The organism is Vibrio diabolicus (assembly GCF_011801455.1).
Classification (GTDB): domain Bacteria; phylum Pseudomonadota; class Gammaproteobacteria; order Enterobacterales; family Vibrionaceae; genus Vibrio; species Vibrio diabolicus.
In genome coordinates this window covers 2,578,361-2,599,062 of record NZ_CP042451.1, presented here as the reverse complement: position 1 = coordinate 2,599,062, position 20,702 = coordinate 2,578,361, and the positions used below count along the sequence as shown (strand labels likewise).

Annotated in this window: 17 protein-coding genes; 16 read left to right on the top strand and 1 reads right to left on the bottom strand. The window is 44.5% G+C overall.

Features of this window, described 5'->3' with window-relative positions; genetic code table 11:
* Positions 1-41 precede the first annotated feature (41 nt).
* From ndk to FR741_RS12285, 10 genes are all read left to right on the top strand, one after another.
* Positions 42-467: a nucleoside-diphosphate kinase gene (gene ndk, locus FR741_RS12330; protein WP_005391542.1), complete on the top strand. Its 426-nt coding sequence runs from the start codon at positions 42-44 to the stop codon at positions 465-467.
* Positions 468-844: 377 nt separating this feature from the next.
* Positions 845-1,972, top strand: a complete 1,128-nt coding sequence (locus FR741_RS12325) for a bifunctional tRNA (adenosine(37)-C2)-methyltransferase TrmG/ribosomal RNA large subunit methyltransferase RlmN (RefSeq protein WP_005391540.1) — start codon at positions 845-847, stop codon at positions 1,970-1,972.
* Between the two features lie 435 nt (positions 1,973-2,407).
* Entirely contained in the window at positions 2,408-3,358 is a 951-nt protein-coding gene (rodZ, locus tag FR741_RS12320; RefSeq protein ID WP_167426859.1) for a cytoskeleton protein RodZ, read from the top strand.
* A gap of 6 nt (positions 3,359-3,364) precedes the next feature.
* Positions 3,365-4,483 carry a flavodoxin-dependent (E)-4-hydroxy-3-methylbut-2-enyl-diphosphate synthase gene (gene ispG, locus FR741_RS12315; protein WP_005391537.1) on the top strand — a complete coding sequence of 373 codons (1,119 nt, stop codon included), beginning with the start codon at positions 3,365-3,367 and terminating at the stop codon, positions 4,481-4,483.
* A 26-nt stretch (positions 4,484-4,509) separates the two neighbouring features.
* Complete coding sequence (gene hisS, locus FR741_RS12310) at positions 4,510-5,778, top strand: histidine--tRNA ligase (RefSeq protein WP_005391530.1); 1,269 nt, start codon at positions 4,510-4,512, stop codon at positions 5,776-5,778.
* A 126-nt stretch (positions 5,779-5,904) separates the two neighbouring features.
* Positions 5,905-6,519, top strand: coding sequence for a YfgM family protein (locus FR741_RS12305; RefSeq protein WP_005391529.1), 615 nt, complete (start codon positions 5,905-5,907; stop codon positions 6,517-6,519).
* A 12-nt stretch (positions 6,520-6,531) separates the two neighbouring features.
* Complete coding sequence (gene bamB, locus FR741_RS12300) at positions 6,532-7,692, top strand: outer membrane protein assembly factor BamB (protein ID WP_006741881.1); 1,161 nt, start codon at positions 6,532-6,534, stop codon at positions 7,690-7,692.
* Between the two features lie 167 nt (positions 7,693-7,859).
* Complete coding sequence (gene der / locus FR741_RS12295) at positions 7,860-9,356, top strand: ribosome biogenesis GTPase Der (protein WP_005391527.1); 1,497 nt, start codon at positions 7,860-7,862, stop codon at positions 9,354-9,356.
* 59 nt (positions 9,357-9,415) lie between these two features.
* Positions 9,416-10,291: an alanyl-tRNA editing protein gene (locus FR741_RS12290; RefSeq protein ID WP_041853054.1), complete on the top strand. Its 876-nt coding sequence runs from the start codon at positions 9,416-9,418 to the stop codon at positions 10,289-10,291.
* 307 nt (positions 10,292-10,598) lie between these two features.
* The gene (locus FR741_RS12285) at positions 10,599-10,823 is read left to right on the top strand and encodes a zinc ribbon domain-containing protein (RefSeq protein ID WP_012842112.1); all 225 of its coding nucleotides are present in this window, start codon (positions 10,599-10,601) and stop codon (positions 10,821-10,823) included.
* A gap of 13 nt (positions 10,824-10,836) precedes the next feature.
* Here the strand turns inward: FR741_RS12285 and xseA are convergent, their stop codons facing one another.
* Entirely contained in the window at positions 10,837-12,168 is a 1,332-nt protein-coding gene (gene xseA, locus FR741_RS12280) for an exodeoxyribonuclease VII large subunit (RefSeq protein ID WP_012842111.1), read from the bottom strand.
* Between the two features lie 231 nt (positions 12,169-12,399).
* Between xseA and guaB the strand changes: the two genes are divergently transcribed.
* The 6 genes from guaB (at position 12,400) to FR741_RS12250 (ending at position 19,806) form a co-directional block, all read left to right on the top strand.
* Positions 12,400-13,866: an IMP dehydrogenase gene (gene guaB / locus FR741_RS12275; RefSeq protein WP_005391524.1), complete on the top strand. Its 1,467-nt coding sequence runs from the start codon at positions 12,400-12,402 to the stop codon at positions 13,864-13,866.
* A 99-nt stretch (positions 13,867-13,965) separates the two neighbouring features.
* Positions 13,966-15,519 (top strand): glutamine-hydrolyzing GMP synthase, encoded by a 1,554-nt coding sequence (guaA, locus tag FR741_RS12270; RefSeq protein WP_005391523.1) that lies wholly within the window; start codon positions 13,966-13,968, stop codon positions 15,517-15,519.
* Positions 15,520-15,826: 307 nt separating this feature from the next.
* Positions 15,827-17,023 (top strand): tyrosine-type recombinase/integrase, encoded by a 1,197-nt coding sequence (locus tag FR741_RS12265; protein ID WP_167426858.1) that lies wholly within the window; start codon positions 15,827-15,829, stop codon positions 17,021-17,023.
* 945 nt (positions 17,024-17,968) lie between these two features.
* Entirely contained in the window at positions 17,969-18,199 is a 231-nt protein-coding gene (locus tag FR741_RS12260) for a helix-turn-helix transcriptional regulator (RefSeq protein ID WP_025594422.1), read from the top strand.
* Positions 18,200-18,203: 4 nt separating this feature from the next.
* Positions 18,204-19,055: a helicase RepA family protein gene (locus tag FR741_RS12255; RefSeq protein ID WP_145532425.1), complete on the top strand. Its 852-nt coding sequence runs from the start codon at positions 18,204-18,206 to the stop codon at positions 19,053-19,055.
* Positions 19,042-19,806 (top strand): ABC transporter ATPase, encoded by a 765-nt coding sequence (locus FR741_RS12250; RefSeq protein WP_145532424.1) that lies wholly within the window; start codon positions 19,042-19,044, stop codon positions 19,804-19,806. The genes FR741_RS12255 and FR741_RS12250 overlap by 14 nt, the downstream gene beginning before the upstream one ends.
* The last annotated feature ends 896 nt before the right edge of the window (positions 19,807-20,702 follow it).

The following is a 20,702-nucleotide window of genomic DNA, read 5'->3' as shown; positions in this document are numbered from 1 at the left end:
TAAAAACACAACTATTATTACAAGTACAGAAAGGAAACTTTATGGCTCTAGAAAGAACATTTTCAATCATTAAGCCGGATGCGGTAGAGCGAAACCTAATTGGTGAAATCTATAACCGTATTGAAAAGGCTGGCCTACGTATTGTCGCTGCTAAAATGGTTCACCTGACTGAAGATCAGGCAAGCGGTTTTTATGCAGAGCATGAAGGCAAAGAGTTTTTCCCTCCACTAAAAGAGTTCATGACATCTGGTCCTATTATGGTTCAGGTACTGGAAGGTGAAAATGCGATTGCACGTTACCGTGAGCTGATGGGTAAAACTAACCCAGAGGAAGCGGCATGCGGCACTTTGCGTGCTGATTACGCACTTAGCATGCGTCACAATTCAGTTCATGGTTCCGATAGCCCTGAATCTGCAGCGCGTGAAATTGAGTTTTTCTTCCCTGAGTCAGAGGTTTTCTCTCGCTAATTAGGCGTGATACTTCACTTGTTAGTGATACTCTGATACAGAAAAGCCTCGGAACTTTCCGAGGCTTTTTCATTTCATATACCTAAGTTGAGTGGCAATGTTGACTGCATAAGTGAGCTCTTACACGCTAACTAGTCTGACTATATAATGGGCTTTAAAGCCCAGTAACGTGAGTTATTTTTAGTCTTTTCCCTTTACGATTTCTACGCTTTTACTTTTGATAGTGTAATAGCCACTTATAGCGCAAGGGGTGCTTAAAATTTAATCACTTTGATTTTAATGCCTTAGCAAACTCAGGGTTTTACACCCCTTGTTGTAGCTGCATAAAGGCTGTACAATTCGCGCCCTTATTCTTGTTTCAGTCATTGAGAGGCAACATGACCACTGAAAAAATCAATCTACTCGACTTTGATCGCAAAGGCATGCGTCAGTTTTTCGCAGAAGAACTCGGCGAGAAAGCGTTTCGTGCCGATCAGGTTATGAAGTGGATCTACCATTTCGGTGTAGATGACTTCGAAAAAATGACAAACATTAACAAGAAGCTGCGCGAAAAGCTTTTACACAAGTGCGAAATCAAGGCACCAACAGTTGCAGAAGCTCAGCACTCTTCTGATGGTACGATCAAGTGGGCGATGAACGTTGGTGATCAGGATGTGGAAACGGTTTACATTCCAGAAGATGACCGTGCAACGCTTTGTGTGTCTTCTCAAGTAGGTTGTGCGTTGGAATGTAAGTTCTGCTCAACCGCACAGCAAGGTTTTAACCGTAACTTGAAAGTTTCAGAGATCATCGGTCAGGTGTGGCGCGCTGCACGTGAAATTGGTCTTGAGAAAGAAACAGGTCGCCGCCCAATTACTAACGTCGTGATGATGGGGATGGGTGAACCGCTTCTAAACATGAAGAACTTGATCCCGGCATTAGAGCTAATGCTGGACGATCTTGGCTTTGGTTTGTCAAAACGTCGTGTGACTGTATCTACATCAGGTGTGGTTTCTGGTCTTGATCAGATGACAGGCAAAATCGATGTCGCGTTGGCAATTTCCCTTCATGCGCCAAACGATAAGCTGCGTAGTGAAATCATGCCAATTAACGATCGTTGGGATATTCAAGATTTCCTAGCATCAGTTCGTCGTTACATCGCTTCATCGAATGCAAACCGCGGTAAGGTAACGGTTGAGTACGTACTTCTTGATCATGTGAATGATGACATGGACCATGCTCGTGAACTGGCTGAGCTGATGAAAGACACACCATGTAAGATTAACTTGATTCCGTTTAACCCGTACCCAGGTTCACCTTACAAGAAACCAAGTAACTCACGTATCGATCGCTTCCAAAAAACATTGATGCAATATGAGCATACAGTAACGGTTCGTAAGACTCGTGGCGATGACATTGATGCGGCGTGTGGTCAGTTAGTCGGTGATGTGATTGACCGAACTAAACGTACTGCAATGTTAAAAGCGTCGCGCGGTGCTGATACCATTGAAGTAAAAGCGGTATAAACGACCGGAATTCAAAAATAGCCAGAGCCATTTGCTCTGGCTATTTTGTTTATTGTTTAGGACATTTTCGCCAAGATTTGGGACTATCACTCTTCAACCTCAGGTTATTTGGGTATAATTTTGAATTCCTTTGTCAAAGTTTGGACAAAAGCTTGAGCTATCTGTTAGTTTGAGTGTAAAGAGTTTTTGTCTTCGTTACACATTCGCTTATCATGATATGCGACATTAACGATGACACCGATAATTCTCAGCATTTTCTCACATACGCTTTGCTGATTTTTGCAAAACGGGTATTCACACTCAAATCGCTGAGAGTTTCTTAAAATTATTATTTTGGTTAACGCGTTTAGGCTAGCTATCTTTTAAAGAGGCTTAAGAACAATAACGAAAATACATAACCACGTTAGCCACTAAAACAGATTAAATACCACCATTATGACAGAACACGAAAATACGAATGAAGTGCCACTTTCTATTGAAGCTGGCACATTACTGAAAAACAAACGCGAATCTCTTGGGATGAGTCAAAAGCAAGTTGCTGATCGCCTGAGGCTTCGCGTTTCTGTTATTGAAGATATTGAAAATAACCGATTTGAGTCTCAACAAGTTGCGACATTTACGCGTGGTTACTTGCGTTCTTACGCGAAGTTCGTGGGCCTTGATGAGAAGATGGTTTTGACTGCGTTAGAGCAGACAGCAGATGTACAGCCGCAAGAGCAAGAAATTGAAATGCAGAGCTTCTCTCGCAAAACAAAAGATGAGAAGCACAATAGCCGTATCATGCTCCTGACTTGGGTTATCGGGTTGGTCATTATTGGTATTTCTGCAGCTTGGTGGTGGCAAAACCAGCAAGAGAATAGCCTAACGAAGGAAGTTACGGATTCAAGTGTTGAAGCGCCGAAGCCCACAGCGCAAGAGTTAGCTGATATCGATTTAATGACGGCTGAGGAGTTAATCGCAAGTACTCCTGAAGAAGTTGTTTCAACAAGTAATGATGTTGTTGAAACGAGTGAAGTACCAGTCGAGCAGGGTAGCGACCCTCTGCTTGCTGAAACTGAAAATACAACAAGCGTAGATTCTGAAGAACCTGTTGCCGTGATTGAAACTGCGGAAGAGGAACAGCCTGCGCCAATCGTACCTGAAGGCATGACACTTCTTACTATGAAGTTTAAAGCGGACTGTTGGATTCAAGTAAAAGACACCAATGGTAAAACGCTGGTAAGTGGTACTCATAAACCAGGACAAGATGTAGAACTTACCGGAAAAGCGCCGTTTAAAGTGATATTAGGCGCACCGGAAGGGGTTACAATGACATTTGCAAGTGAACCTGTCGACCTTTCTGGGTATACTTCAGGCAAAGTAGCTAGATTCACTCTACCGTTATAAAAAATTATGCAACACGAATCTCCAATTATTCGTCGTAAATCGACGCGTATTTATGTGGGTGATGTGCCAATTGGTGATGGTGCGCCAATTGCCGTACAGTCAATGACTAACACTCGCACGACTGACGTAGAAGCGACAGTCGCTCAAATCCGAGCACTAGAAAAAGTCGGTGCAGATATCGTTCGAGTTTCTGTACCTACCATGGACGCAGCAGAAGCTTTCAAACTGATTAAACAGCAAGTTTCTGTACCATTAGTGGCTGATATTCATTTCGACTATCGTATCGCGCTGAAAGTGGCGGAGTACGGTGTTGACTGTTTACGCATCAACCCAGGTAACATTGGCAATGAAGAGCGCATTCGCGCTGTTGTTGACTGTGCTCGCGATAAAAACATCCCAATCCGTATTGGTGTCAACGGTGGATCTTTGGAAAAAGATTTACAGATGAAATACGGCGAACCAACGCCAGAAGCTTTAGTTGAATCGGCGATGCGTCACGTAGATCATCTCGATCGTCTTAACTTTGACCAATTTAAAGTTAGCGTGAAAGCTTCAGACGTCTTCCTTGCGGTGGATTCATACCGTCTGCTAGCGAAGAAAATCGATCAGCCTCTTCACTTGGGTATTACAGAAGCGGGTGGTGCTCGTGCTGGTGCTGTTAAGTCATCTGTTGGCTTAGGTATGCTGTTATCTGAAGGGATCGGCGATACGCTGCGTATCTCTTTGGCTGCCGATCCAGTTGAAGAAATCAAAGTCGGTTTCGATATCCTTAAATCTCTGCGCATTCGCTCTCGAGGCATCAACTTTATTGCTTGCCCAAGTTGCTCGCGCCAAGAATTTGATGTGATTGGCACAGTGAACGCACTTGAGCAGCGTTTAGAAGACATCATCACGCCAATGGATGTGTCTATCATCGGTTGTGTGGTAAACGGCCCTGGTGAAGCAGAAGTTTCTCACTTAGGTCTAGCAGGTAGTAACAAGAAGAGCGCATTCTACGAAGATGGTAAACGCCAGAAAGAACGCTTTGATAACGATGACCTTGTGAATCAGCTAGAAGCTAAGATCCGTGCGAAAGCAGCCATGATGAATGGCGAAAACCGCATCGAAGTTAAAGTACAAGATTAATCTCAACGAGAATTACGGTAAGTATTGTGGCAAAAACAATTCAAGCAATTCGAGGCATGAACGATTGCCTCCCAACTCAGTCTCCACTGTGGCAAAAACTAGAAAACACAGTGAAAAATGTAATTAGCGCATACGGTTATAACGAAGTGCGCATGCCAATCGTTGAAGAAACAAACCTATTCAGCCGCGCTGTTGGTGAAGAGACAGACGTCGTTTCAAAAGAAATGTACACCTTTGATGATCGTAACGGAGACAGCCTAACACTTCGCCCTGAAGGTACGGCGGGTTGTGTACGTTCATGTATTCAAAACAGCCTGATCAACCGTGACGAACAGCGTCTGTGGTACATGGGGCCTATGTTCCGCCATGAACGTCCGCAGAAAGGTCGTTACCGTCAATTCCACCAGTGTGGTGTTGAGGTGTTTGGTCTAAATGGTCCAGATGTTGATGCAGAGCTTATCATGATGACGGCGCGTCTATGGCGTGAGCTAGGTATCAATGAACATGTTCGTCTTGAGCTGAACTCTATCGGTTCTCAAGAAGACCGCGCAGACTACCGTACTGCACTGGTTGCGTTCCTTGAGCAACATATTGATGTGCTAGACGAAGATTGTAAGCGTCGCATGCACACGAACCCACTGCGTGTTCTGGATACGAAGAACCCTGACGTTCAAGCTATTTTAGGTGATGCACCTCGCCTTTCAGATTACTTAGGTGAAGAATCTAAAGCACACTTCGCAGGTCTATGTGAACTTTTAGACGCCGCAGGTATCGAATACACAGTTAACGAACGTCTAGTTCGTGGTCTGGATTACTACAACCGCACGGTATTTGAATGGATCACTGAAAGCCTAGGTGCTCAAGGCACCGTTTGTGGCGGTGGACGTTACGATGGTCTTGTAGAGCAATTAGGTGGTAAACCAACACCAGCAGTTGGCTTTGCAATGGGCCTAGAGCGTCTTGTTCTGATGCTAGAAACACTAGAACTAACAGACGTTCGTCGCAGTGTGGATGTTTACGTAGTAACAGCAGGCGAAGGCACCATGATGGCAGGAATGAAGCTAGCAGAGCAGCTTCGTGAGTCCATCCCTGGCGTTCGTGTGATGAATCACTTCGGTGGCGGTAACTTCAAGAAACAGTTTAAACGTGCAGACAAAGTTGGTGCTGTTATAGCATTAGTTCTGGGTGAAAACGAAGTTGCGGATAATACCGTAGTACTGAAAGACTTGGCCGGTGGTGAGCAAGAGACTTACAACCAAGCAGAAGTTGCAGAAAAGATCGCAGCACTGATTTAAGTCTTTTAGTAATCTAACAAAATTACATCCTAGTTCGTAAGCTAAGGCTCCCAAATGTGGAGCCTTTAAACGAAATAGGAACAATGGCAGCTAAGCTGCCATTTACATGTTTTAAGAGGACAGGAAGTGGAACTTTACGATACTGAAGAACAACAAGTTGAAGCCATTAAAGACTGGTGGAAGGAAAACGGCAAAGCCGTCATCATCGGTGCGGTTGTTGGCTTAGGTGGTCTATTTGGCTGGCGTTACTACCAGGATTCTGTGATTCAGGCGAGTGAAGCAGCTTCTCAAAGCTACACGACAGCAATGAATGCTTTGCAAGATAAAGGTACTGATGCTCAAGCTGACGTGAAAGCTTTCATTGAGTCAAATGAAGTAAAAGAATATTCAGTATTGGCTGCGCTACAACTTGCTAAAGCACAAGTTGAAGCTCAAGATCTTTCTGCTGCATTGGAGCAATTGAAGTGGGCGCAAAGCAACACTCAAGATGCTGCGCTATTACCATTGATTAGTTACCGTATTGCACGCATTGAAACGGAAATGGGTAACTTTGACGCTGCAACGGCTGAGCTAAGTAACGTCACTGATGCAGCATGGACAGGGCGTATTGCTGAACTTCGTGGCGATATTGCGATTCGCCAAGGTGACAAAGATGCCGCATACGCTGCGTATACTGAAGCTCAGCAAGCGGCAGACGCAAGCCCGACGCTACAAATGAAATTGGACGATCTGGCGAAATAAGGACCGCATTGGATGAAAAGAGTCTTTAACAAAGCCTTGTTAGGGGTGTTAACAATGGGAGTGCTTGCCGGTTGTGCTGGTGAGAAAGATACCATTGTAATGGCGCCACTACCTCAGGTAGACAGTGAATTTACAACCAGTAGTGAGTGGAGCACATCGGTTGGCGATGGTGTTGGTCATTACTTTTCAAAGCTATCCCCTGTATTTGCGAATGATACATTGTTCGTGGCAAGTCGCGATGGCTTAGTAAAAGCGCTGGATCCTGAAAACGGTAAACAACGTTGGCAAACGGACCTAGAAGAAGATGTCATTGCTCGTCTCTCTGGTGGTATCACAGCAGCATACGGAAACCTTTATATTGGCTCTGAGAATGGTGAAGTCATCTCTCTTGACCAAGAAACAGGTGAAGTTGTTTGGCGTGTGAAAGTTGGTGGTGAGGTACTGGCGAAGCCAGTTGCAGATTCAGGCCTTATTATCATCAATACGAGCCGAGGCATGTTGATTGCCCTTAATGAGAGTACAGGTGAGCAACGCTGGGCATTGAGTACAGAAGTGCCGAACCTAACTTTACGTGGCGACAGTACTCCGACTGCAATTGGCGGCGGTGTATTTTGGGGAACGGCAAATGGCCGACTCGCAGCTGCTATCGTTGAGCGTGGTCAGCTGATTTGGCAACAGCCTGTTGGTACGCCAAAAGGCGCGACAGAAATTGATCGTTTGGTTGACGTTGATTCATCGCCAATTGTGCTAGGCGGTACTCTTTTCACCATTGGATACAATGGCCAACTTATAGCCATTGACTTGCGTTCAGCGAACCCGATTTGGAAGCGTAATTACTCATCTGCAACAGATATTTCTACAGATGGTAGCCGCATCTTTGTGATAACGGAAAAAGATCATGTTGTTGCCGTTGATTCACGAAGTGGGACTGAGTTGTGGGAAAACAGCTTGCTTGAGCACCGACAACTTACAGCGCCAGTTATTGTCGGCAATTATCTCGTTGTCGGTGACACGCTTGGTTACCTTCACTGGATGGATCGTTCAACAGGCGAATTTGTTGCGCAGCAGTTTATCGATGATAGCGGCTTGGCCGTTGGCCCGACGTTATTGTCGGATGGTTATGTGATTACAACTCGCAACGGCGATGTAAAGAAACTAACCATTAACGAATAATATCGTGATATAATTCACATTCGGCTCCTGGCTGGTGACAGCTAGGAGCCGTTTTGTTGTTTGAATTTATTAACCCTGACGTGGTTATAGGTAAAAAGCTGGTTTGATTTGGCATCGAGCAAGTCGTTACCTATAACTACAGAAGAAAGATTATTGTAGAGGTTGTTATGGTACCTGTTGTAGCTCTAGTAGGGCGTCCGAACGTAGGTAAATCTACACTATTTAACCGATTGACTCGCACTCGTGACGCGTTGGTTGCGGACTTTCCAGGCCTAACGCGAGACCGTAAATATGGCCAGGCGAGACTTGGTGAAGAGCACGAATTCATTGTGATTGATACCGGCGGTATTGATGGCACAGAAGAAGGCGTGGAAACAAAGATGGCAGAACAGTCATTAGCCGCGATTGATGAGGCTGATGTTGTATTGTTCCTTGTTGACGGTCGTGCTGGTCTGACTCCTTCAGATGCAGCAATTGCTGCGCATCTGCGTAAAATTGAAAAGCCAGCGATGCTGGTAGTAAACAAAATAGATGGTATTGATGCCGATGCGGCGTGTGCTGATTTTTGGCAGCTCGGCGTGGATGATATGTATCAGATTGCGGCCGCTCATGGCCGTGGTGTGACCGCTTTGCTTGAGCGTGCTTTATCTCCATTCTTTGATGATCTATTAACAAGTGAATCTGAAGAAGGTGAGATTGAAGACCTGACTGGATTCGAAGACGAAGAGCCTCTTGTTGAAGATTACACTGAAGAAGACGCAGAAGCTGAATTCAAGCGCCTTCAAGAGCAGCCGATTAAGTTGGCGATCATCGGTCGTCCTAACGTAGGTAAATCGACACTGACTAACCGTATTCTGGGTGAAGAACGTGTAGTTGTATACGATATGCCTGGTACAACGCGTGATTCTATCTACATCCCGATGGAGCGTGATGGACGCGAATACGTACTAATTGATACCGCAGGTGTTCGTCGTCGTGGTCGTATCAATGAAACGGTTGAAAAGTTCTCTGTTGTTAAGACGCTGAAAGCGGTAGAAGATGCAAACGTCGTTCTACTGGTGATTGATGCACGTGAAAATATTTCAGACCAAGACCTAAGCTTGCTTGGTTTTGCACTGAATGCTGGCCGCTCAATTGTCATCGCCGTTAACAAGTGGGATGGCCTAGACAGTGACGTGAAAGAAAGCGTGAAGAAAGAACTGGACCGCCGTCTAGGATTCGTCGATTTCGCGCGTATCCACTTTATCTCTGCGCTGCACGGTACTGGCGTTGGTCACTTGTTTGAATCTATCCAAGAAGCATATAACTCGGCGACAACGCGTGTGGGTACGTCAGTACTGACGCGTATCATGAAGATGGCAGTGGATGATCACCAGCCGCCAATGGTTCGTGGTCGTCGTATCAAACTCAAATACGCACACGCAGGTGGTTACAACCCACCGATCGTTGTTATCCACGGTAACATGGTTCGTGAATTGCCAGATTCGTATAAACGTTATCTGATGAACTACTTCCGTAAGTCTCTGGAAATTATGGGAACACCGATTCGCATTAACTTCCACAACAGTGATAACCCATACGAGAACCGTACGAATAAGCTTACGCTATCACAAGAGCGTAAACGCAAACGTATGATGTCGATGGTGAAAAACCGCAATAAATAATGAAATTCGAATACCCAAGTTTCTACTTGGGTATTTTTTTATCAAAAGTAATCGTAAAAATGACTATCACAGCAACAAAGACTCGTTTTTGTCATCAAACATGGCAATTAGAAGCACAAATACAGCTCGTTCAATCTACGGAAGAAGTGACTTACGTTATTACAGATGTCACGCCGTTCCATCCCGTTAGTCACATATGGCCGGATCACCCTGCAGACAAAGGAACGTTGAAGGTGAATGGGGCTGAGCATGACGTAGTAGATTGCCAAGTTGGAGCAGTGGAGCAGGAGAGTGGTGCTTTGTATGTGGGTAGTGACATCCCTGTAAAGCGTGATGCTGAAGGTTGGGTGTTTGTCGTCGTGCATGTTTTATCACGTACGGAATCACTTGCAATTAATGACTTGGTAATATTAGCGGTAGATAAAGACTATCAAAATGCTTTGAGCCGAGGTCACACTGCAGGACACTTAGCGTATTTGGCGTTGAATAAAGTACTAGCGGAAGACTATTGGCGAAAAGACGCAGACCGCAAAGACCCGCATGGTTATTATGACTTTAATAGCTATGCGCAAGTTACGAGTTATGTCACTCCAGACAAGTGCCTCGATACGTACCGTTTAGGCAAAACACTCCGTAAAAGAGGATTAAACAGTGCAGATATGCTGAATGACCTCCAGGCGATTGCAGAAAAAGTGAATGACCAACTGGTTGAATGGCTTCAAAGAGATGCGATGATCACCATGGAATGCCACGGCGATAGATTAACTGACTCTCGCTATTGGAAATGCGATTTAGGGGAAGGTCAATTAGCGGTAATCCCTTGTGGTGGAACGCATGCGAGCCATTTAAATGAGTTTGCTTTTATCCAAGTTAAACTCGTTGAGCTCGACGCTCAAACTATCGAAATGCACACCAATGTAAACGCGGCTTTCTGAATAAGATCTTTTTATTAAATTCTAATTTTTTGTTTAATTAAATTAACTTAAGGGTTTTTATTCTGTATTAAATTGGAATACAGAATATGTAACTTATGCTTTCGGTGTGTGGTTATATAAATATTCTTTTAAGGGGTGATCGCTGATCAAGGAGTAAATATCAGACGATCAGTATAAGATCCTACTTATCAAGTATGGTTAGCGCCTCGTGAAACTTGTTGGGGCGGTGATGAAGATCAACATACTTGTTCGTTATTTTGAGTAGCATGCGTTACTCGAAATTGCTTAGTTTAGAGAGGAACGGGATATGCAGCAGAACATTTGCCCGACTTGCAATGTCGAACTGGAATGGACAGGACAATACCATTGTGCACAGTGTGAATCGGATTTTAAAAAAGTAGGTTTTTGCCCTGATTGTGAGGCGGAGCTGGAGAAGCTGCAAGCATGCGGTGCTGCGAGTTACTTTTGTAATGTGTGTAATGAACTCAAATCAAAATCACGTGTCCGATTTGAGTTCCAGAAAATCAGTTAACCAGAGTTTGTATTCAGTTAACGGTAGAACGAACGTCGCCTTCGGCTAATCGAGTAATCAATACATCTCCCGATTTTACATCTGAAGATTGAGTAATCACTTTACCTTGCTCAGTTTGAGTAATTGAGTAACCTCGTTTCAATGTCGCTAGCGGGCTGACGGTGTCTAACTTCTCTGCAGCAATCGCGAGTTGATGGCGCATAGTCAGTAACTTGCGATCCATTGCATCCATGAGCTTTTGCTCAACACGTTCTAGCTTCGACTTCTGCTCGGCAAGGCGTGTTACAGGAGAATTTAATTGCAGCCGATAATGTTGACGCTCGATTCGCTGTTGACGCAAGGCAATAAAACGACTCATCGCTCGCTGTAAGCGCATGTCCAACTCATCTAACTGTTGCGTCTGACGCTGCAAGCGATAGCTTGGGTGCTGTCTCTCTAGACGGTGCACTAATTGCGCAGATTGCTGCTTTTGTTGTGCTAGGTAGTAACGCATCGCGCTCGCTAACTTATGCTGGCGGGTAACTAAAGCTTGATCTTTGTGGCTGTTATCACGGCTTACTAGCTCAGCTGCTGCTGATGGAGTAGGCGCGCGTACGTCGGCGACAAAATCAGCTATTGTCACGTCGACTTCATGTCCAACGGCGCTAATAATAGGAATTTGGCTTGCTGCAATCGTGCGAGCTAATATCTCGTTGTTAAAGCACCATAAGTCTTCCAATGAACCACCACCTCGGCCCACAATTAGCACATCACATTCATCACGGCTGTTAGCGCGACCAATGGCTTGTGCGATTTGAATGGCTGCATCTTCACCTTGTACCACTGTCGGATAAATCACAACGGGTAGGGAAGGATCACGACGTTTCAATACGTCTAAGATATCGTAAAGCGCGGCACCAGTTTTCGATGTGATGACGCCAACACGTTTTGGGTGTTCAGGCAAAGGTTGCTTATTGGTTTGAGCGAACAACCCTTCTGCGGCAAGCTTCATTTTCAGCTCTTCAAACTCTTGCTGAAGACGGCCGTCACCTTCCGGTTGCATGCTTTCGATGATCAATTGGTAGTCACCGCGAGGCTCATAAAGAGAAAGACGAGCTTTTACTAGGACTTGATTACCGTTAGTGGGCTTGAAAGTAACGCGGCGATTGTTACCACGAAACATGGCACATTTAACTTGAGCGCGAGAGTCTTTAAGAGTGAGGTACCAGTGACCAGAGACAGGAGCTGAAAAGTTGGATATCTCTCCGACGAGCCAAACGATCCCCATTTCGTTTTCAAGGAGTAAACGAACTTCTGCGTTGAGACGAGAAACAGTAAAGATGTTTTGATTGGTCTTGGAGAGCACAGCTAATCTCTTAGACGTGAGTATGGAAATTAGCGGCAATATAATACATAGCAAGGGGGTAATTGCAAGAAAAAAATTAAAAAATTTGTGGTCAAGCGATTGCGTTAACCGTATAATCCCTCCGCAATATCTAATCCAAATGTAGCTTGTTGCTAACACAGGTTACCCTCATTATGCGAAACGATGAGATTGGATTGTTCTTTTTACTCCTCTAATTGTGAGATATTGCAAATGCTAAGAATTGCCAAAGAAGCGCTGACATTCGATGACGTACTACTTGTGCCAGCACACTCCACCGTTCTCCCAAACACAGCTGATCTTCGCACTCAGCTAACTAAGAACATCACCCTAAACATCCCTATGATTTCAGCGTCTATGGACACTGTTACTGAAGCTCGTCTAGCGATCGCGCTAGCGCAAGAGGGTGGCATTGGCTTTATCCACAAGAACATGTCTATTGAGCAGCAGGCAGCCGAAGTTCGTAAAGTTAAGAAGTTCGAAGCTGGTATGGTGACTGACGCGGTTACAGTAAACCCTGACGCGACCATCGCTGATGTTGTTGCACTCACTGAAAAGCATGGTTTTGCAGGTTTCCCTGTTGTCACTGAGAGCAATGAGCTTGTTGGTATTATCACTGGTCGTGACGTTCGTTTTGTGACGGACCTTTCTAAGAAAGTATCTTCAGTAATGACGCCAAAAGAGAAGTTGGCAGCGGTTAAAGAAGGTGCTACACGAGAAGAAGTGCAAGAGAAAATGCACGAAGCTCGCGTAGAGAAAGTATTGGTTGTGAATGATGAGTTCCAACTAACCGGTATGATTACTGCGAAAGACTTCCACAAAGCAGAACGTAAACCAAACGCATGTAAAGATGAGCGTGGTCGCCTACGTGTTGGCGCAGCAGTTGGTGCTGGTGCTGGTAACGAAGAGCGAGTTGCTGCACTAGTTGAAGCTGGCGTTGACGTTCTACTTATCGACTCTTCACACGGTCATTCTGAAGGTGTTCTAAGCCGCATTCGTGAAACACGTGCAGCTTACCCAGATCTAGACATCATCGGTGGTAACGTAGCAACAGGTGCTGGTGCTAAAGCACTAATCGAAGCTGGCGTAAGCGCAGTGAAAGTTGGTATCGGCCCTGGTTCTATCTGTACAACTCGTATTGTAACGGGTGTGGGAGTTCCACAAATCACTGCAATCGCAGATGCGGCAGAAGTTGCTAATGATTATGGTATTCCAGTTATCGCTGACGGTGGTATCCGTTTCTCAGGTGATATCTGTAAAGCAATCGTAGCAGGCGCATCATGTGTGATGGTTGGTTCTATGTTTGCAGGTACTGAAGAAGCGCCGGGTGAAGTGATTCTATACAACGGCCGTTCTTACAAGTCTTACCGTGGCATGGGTTCTCTTGGTGCAATGTCTCAAGGTTCTTCTGACCGTTACTTCCAGTCTGACAACGCAGCGGACAAGCTAGTACCAGAAGGTATCGAAGGTCGTATCGCATACAAAGGCCGTCTAAAAGAGATCGTACACCAACAAATGGGTGGTCTACGTTCAAGCATGGGTCTAACTGGCTCTGCAACTATCGAAGATATGCGTACGAAAGCTGAATTTGTACGTATCTCTGGTGCTGGTATGCAAGAGTCTCATGTACACGATGTTCAAATTACTAAGGAAGCACCGAACTACCGTCTAGGGAACTGATTACTTAACGGAAACGTTTGCTTTTTCCTTGAAGCATTAAGAAGAGGCGAGTACACTCGCCTCGGTTTTAATCACTTAGCCTTAAAAAGACTGCTCAAAATGACTAAAAATATCCATGACCAACGTATTCTGATCTTGGACTTCGGTTCTCAGTACACTCAATTAGTAGCACGCCGCGTACGTGAAATCGGCGTTTACTGTGAACTATGGAGCTGGGATGTAGAAGAAGCGGATATTCGCGAATTCAACCCAGATGGCATTATCCTATCTGGCGGTCCAGAAAGCGTAACGGAAGAGAACTCTCCACGCGCGCCTCAATATGTATTTGACTCTGGTGTTCCTTTACTTGGCGTATGTTACGGCATGCAAACTATGGCGGAACAACTAGGTGGCAAAGTAGCAGGCTCTAACGAACGTGAGTTTGGCTACGCTCAGGTTAAAGTTTCTGGTGAATGTGCCTTATTTAAAGATCTTGAAGCAACTCAAGACGTATGGATGAGCCACGGCGACAAAGTAGTAGAGATCCCAGCCGATTTCGTAAAAGTTGGTGAGACAGACACTTGTCCTTACGCTGCGATGGCGAACGAAGAGAAGAAATACTACGGCGTTCAGTTCCACCCAGAAGTGACACACACAAAAGGTGGCCTACAAATGCTTGAGAACTTTGTTCTTGGCGTATGTGGCTGTGAGCGTCTATGGACATCGGAATCTATTATCGAAGACGCGGTTGCTCGCATTAAAGAGCAAGTGGGTGACGACGAAGTTATCCTAGGCTTATCTGGTGGTGTGGATTCATCTGTTGTTGCGATGCTGGTGCACCGCGCAATTGGCGACAAGCTAACGTGTGTATTTGTCGATAACGGTCTACTTCGTCTAAACGAAGGCCAACAAGTGATGGATATGTTTGGCGATAAGTTCGGCCTAAACATTATCAAAGTTGATGCAGAAGATCGTTTCCTTGAAGCTCTGAAAGGCAAGTCTGACCCAGAAGAGAAGCGTAAGACAATCGGCCACGTATTTGTAGATGTATTCGATGAAGAGTCGAAAAAGCTGAAAAATGCAAAATGGCTAGCGCAAGGTACCATCTACCCAGACGTAATCGAGTCTGCGGCATCTAAGACTGGTAAAGCGCACGTGATAAAATCACACCACAATGTGGGTGGTCTACCAGATGAAATGGAAATGGGTCTTGTTGAGCCACTACGTGAGCTGTTCAAAGATGAAGTTCGTAAGATTGGTCTAGAATTAGGCCTGCCTTATAACATGCTTTACCGCCACCCATTCCCAGGTCCAGGTCTAGGTGTTCGTGTTCTTGGTGAAATCAAGAAAGAATACTGTGACTTGCTACGTCGTGCTGATGCTATCTTCATTGAAGAGCTTCACGCTGCAGACCTATATGACAAAGTATCTCAAGCGTTCACGGTATTCCTACCAGTTCGCTCTGTAGGTGTAATGGGCGATGGCCGTAAATACGACTGGGTTGTATCACTACGTGCAGTAGAAACCATCGACTTTATGACGGCACACTGGGCGCACCTACCATACGACTTCCTAGGTAAGGTATCTAACCGTATTATCAACGAAGTTGATGGCATTTCTCGTGTTGTTTACGACATTTCTGGTAAGCCACCAGCGACAATCGAGTGGGAATAATGCTCCTTTAAGAAAGGTCTGGCATTAACAGGCACCAAATCATACTTAAGTCCGCGTAATTGCGGACTTTTTTTGTTTTTGGGTTAGTCATTTTTGGCAATGTCTGGCAACGCCAAGCACGGTTTGACCGTGGTATTTTGGTGGGTATGATTCATCGGTAATGCCATGGATTACGCCCGATACCATGCTGAGTGTTTTTGATGGGGCATGGTATTAAATTTATATATCTATCTGTTTTGTATGGATTAACCTCTAGTTTTTTAGAGGTTTTTCAGCATGGTATCAAACAAGAATAATAGGTCGAAACATGCTGACTGATACAAAGCTACGCAATCTCAAACCCAAAGATAAACTTTACAAAGTCAATGACCGTGATGGCCTCTATGTTGCTGTCACTACCGCAGGCTCTATCTCTTTTCGCTACAACTACTCGATCAATGGCAGACAAGAAACTATTACCTTTGGTCGTTATGGAGTAGGAGGCATCACGTTAGCTGAAGCGCGTGAGCGCCTCAATGAAGCGAAGCGAATGGTTACTGATGGAAAGTCACCGGCCAAAGAGAAAGCACGTGCTAAGGCGAGAACGAAAGATGCTGAAACCTTTGGTGCCTGGGCTCAGAAATGGCTGCGTGGCTATCAGATGGCCGATTCTACCCGGGATATGCGTCGCTCAGTCTATGCACGAGAGTTAGAGGGCAAATTTGGCAATCAGAAGCTGACTGAAATCACCCATGAAGATCTGCGAGCACTGACTGATGCGATAGTAGAGCGTGGCGCGCCAGCAACGGCTGTACACACGCGTGATATTGTACTCCAGGTGTATCGGTGGGCAATTGAGAGAGGGCAGAAAGTTGAGAATCCGGCAGATTTGGTGAGGCCTGCAAGTATCGCTCGATTTGAACCAAGAGACCGAACATTAACACCTGCTGAGATCGGTTTGATGTACCGCTATATGGAAAAGGTAGGAACCACGCCTTCGATTCGTGCTGCGGTAAAGTTGCTTTTGTTGACTATGGTACGTAAAAGCGAGTTAACCAATGCAACTTGGAGTGAAATTAACTTTAGCGAAGCGTTGTGGACAATCCCTAAAGAAAGGATGAAACGACGTAACCCGCATCTGGTGTTTTTGTCACGCCAGGCGATGGATATTTTGATCGCCTTGAAGACATTTGCCGGTGGATCTGATTACATTCTTCCTTCTCGTTATGACTCCGATGCCCCAATGAGCAGTGCGACAATGAATCGTGTATTGGCTCTAACGTATAAGGCTGCGCAGAAGGGTGGGCAGTCACTAAGTAAGTTTGGGCCGCATGACTTACGTAGAACAGCGAGTACACTGCTGCATGAAGCTGGATACAACACTGATTGGATAGAAAAATGCCTGGCGCACGAACAGAAAGGGGTTAGGGCCGTTTACAACAAAGCTGAGTATCGAGAACAAAGAGCATCAATGCTACAGGACTGGGCTGATATGATAGATGAGTGGACCGGTCAAAAGTTTTAATTGCTTTCTATTTTATTGCGTCCTCGTAGATAATAATTTTTAAATTTTATGTTAGTAGTGGGATGTAAAGGATTTTATATCGCTAGTTCTGGTTGGTCCTAATTTGATTTATGTTGAGTATTAAACCATTTTTAACGTAACTTATATGGCAGAAAAGTTTAAAGCTCTTAGCTACGGTTAAGTATTATTACCAAAATTTCCACCATTTCTTAGGTTATGAAGTATTGAGGTATTCTGATTTTTTACTTTTCGATCTAAAAATTTTCTTATTTAAATAAAAATCTATCCTAATATTTTACTGATAAAAAGGACACAAATACATTGTGTGTTTATGTCCTTTTAAAAGTAAATTAATTCAAATTTTTGTGATTTTAAAAAATGGCCGTTAAGATTCCTAATATATCATTAGAACTGAATGTATATTTTATTGTTAGTCAAAGTTGAGCAATTAGCGATGGAATAAACCATCTACTTTTCTCTATACCGTTTAACGAACATTTAATTATCAAATGTAAAGAGATATGTGTTGAGTCGGCATGAGATGTACTAGCTTAAAATCACTGGATTACTTCTAAAGATACTGACTCCATCCTTGTAACCACCGCTGAGGCTGCCTTATAAAAATTTTAGCCGCTAAATTTTTTGATAACTTTTCCATAAGAGTTACCTCTTAACTTAAAGTGTGAATTTGGTTAATGATGTGAACTTCAAATGGAATAGTTTTAGGTTTGATTTTAGCCGCTAAAATTCATTTTCAATAAATACTTATGATTACTGTTTTTTAATTTGTTTCTTTATTTTCGATATATTGGTTATTTAATTTCGATATATCGTTGTTATTGTAAATGATATTTTTGTTTTTAATTTATTGGTGTTTATTTTATGTTTTAAAATTTAATTTTGTTGTTATTATTAAAGTCTCTTCTGGTATTAGGAGGCAAATAAATGCAAACACTGGCACATAAAACACTAATTAATAGGAAAGCACTTCTGGAAATGATTCCACTCTCTGACCGGACTATTTACAACTTGGAGAAACGGGGTGAATTTCCACGCCGTATTGTTCTCACAAGTAGAAATGTAGCCTGGGATTTAGCTGAAGTTGAGAAATGGATTGAAGAACGTAGAAGATCTCGAATTCAGGCTAAGAGACCTGGGTATTTTATAGGAGGCTAAAAATATGGGACTTGATCTGATGTCTGCATTTAATGAACTGCCTCCACCGATTGATTACGTGCTGCCCAATATGGCAGCGGGAACCGTAGGATCCATTGTTTCTCCTGGCGGCGTAGGTAAATCAATGCTGGCCCTTCAATTGGCAGCACAGATAGCGGGAGGGCCGGATTTGCTGGGCATAGGTGATTTGGCTAATGGCTCAGTGGCCTATTTGCCTGCCGAGGACCCGACTACTGCTATTCATCATAGATTACACGTTTTGGGAACATACCTCTCTCCCACACAAAAACAAATGGTAGCCCAAAGTCTGCTTATTGAGCCATTAATTGGTAGGTGTCCTGACATAATGACTTCAGAATGGTTCGAAGGCATCAGGCAGGTTGCTGAGGGGAGGCGACTCTTGATTCTGGATACTCTGCGTCGCTTCCATATTGAAGAAGAGAATGCCAGTGGACCTATGGCACAGGTAATCGGGCGAATGGAGACTATTGCCGCTGAAACGGATTGCTCCATTGTGTTTCTACATCATTCCAACAAAGGAGCGGTGATGATGGGGGCTGGAGACCATCAGCAAGCCAGCCGAGGATCGTCAGTGTTAGTCGACAATATCCGCTGGCAAGCCTATCTCGCAAGTATGACTCCCGCTGAAGCAGAAAAATTGGGTGTTGAGAGCATCCAGAGAAAATATTTTGTCCGTTTTGGGGTGAGTAAAGCTAATTACGGTGACCCATTTTCTGAGTGTTGGTTTAGACGACATGATGGCGGTGTACTTAAACCTGCTGTTCTGGAACGGAGAAAAAGGCAGCCAGCGATAAAGCATAAAACTGTGGTAGGGAATGTTGATGACAACTGGTAACAAGGTTGCACCTACCAGCACGGTGTTACAGGCTCGAGTTATGATCTATCAGCCTAGCCGAAAGCCATTCCAGCGTAAGGGTGAATGGATGGAAACCCGATTTGGTCGCTGTCGGGTTACAGGTAGGTTAGGGCAGCGCCATGCGGATATTGTTGAGTCCATGCTGTACTTGGCTGAGCGTCGACGCAATATTTCAGACGGCGGTGTCGAGCTGCTGGTTGATCCAGCAAAGTTGCGTCGAATTTTGTCCGAGCATCAATACAGTGATAACCGACTAAAAAAACTAGTTTGTGAATTGCGAGCCGCTACTGTTGAAATTGTTACTCCGAAGCTGGAGTTGACGGGAGAGCGTATCATTGGCGGTTTAGTTGACCATGTTGTTCCGTCTTCTATGACTCGACATAACCCGCTGACTGGAGGCCAGCGGAATCTGTGGCGTGTCCGGTTAGGAGTAGCTTTGGTAATGCTGCTGGAACAGGACTTGTTTCTTTATTATGAGCCAACACTTATTGCTAGGTTGCAATATGGGATTAGCCAAGCTGTTGCTCGCTTTGTACTCACACATAAGTGCGATCCCGCCGGAGGTTGGCATCTAGACACGCTTATCAAGGCAGTGAGCGGTGATCAAGTAAGCAGTAAGACTATGAGCAATCACCGGACGAGGATAAAAGAAGATATAGATAAGTTGCGTTGCATCGGCATAGAGATCAATGCCGAAAATCGGGTTAAACGACTCGCAGCGGCCCGATAGCACCTCACAGCGGCCCGGAAGGTCCTCGCAGCGGCCCGTTTATGACTCACAGAGGCCCGATTTTTTGTCTTTTTGTCAGGATATTCAGTATATCTCAGGATATTCAGGCGGTGTAACCGCCCGTTTTATACGGGCTTTACACCTTCAAGTGATAAAGCCCTATGGCTTTATCGAACGGCCATAGGCCGTTGGTTTAACGCCAAGAGGTGAAGGCGCGAGATTCTAAAGAGCTCTTCTTTCTTGGAGTACAAACCGACCGAAGGGAGATAATACTTAAAATATTCTAACATGTGGATTGGCTGAAAGTGTCAATGAAAGGAGGTAAGCAGCCTTTTGCCTTTATTTAACTAATTGAAATTAAAGGAGGTGTGGTGATTTGATTGTGTCGATCTCAATTTTCATTGACATTTGGGGGGCGGTCACTTGCTTAAACAAGGAGGGGGATAGGAAATTTGAGCTTTCTATTTAGTGACTGGAGAAAAATAATCGAGTTAAAACGCTATTTTATGACTATAAATACGCCGTTTTTTTGATTTAATTCTTTGTTTTTAAAGGATAGTTATTGTTCTGCAAGTTTAAGCAGAACATTACAGATAATTGCAAGGACCAATGCAGGTGTTTTAGTGGTGAAAACAGGGCCGAAGTGCGGGCAGGATAGGTGAAGTAGGCCCACCAACAAGTTGATGGTTCCTATTTCACTCGTCCTTTATTCGCACCTTCGGGCTCAACGGTATCCTGCTCTACGAGGTCTCTAATTATCGACTTTAACCCTTGGAACTCCTAACCAGCTTTAAGGGGAATGACACCTATGTTTCAAAGATCTGAGGCCGCGCGTTTTTAAGGTGTCGCGCAGGTCGGACGCCAGGATAGAAAGTGACAACCTATCTTTGTAGAGG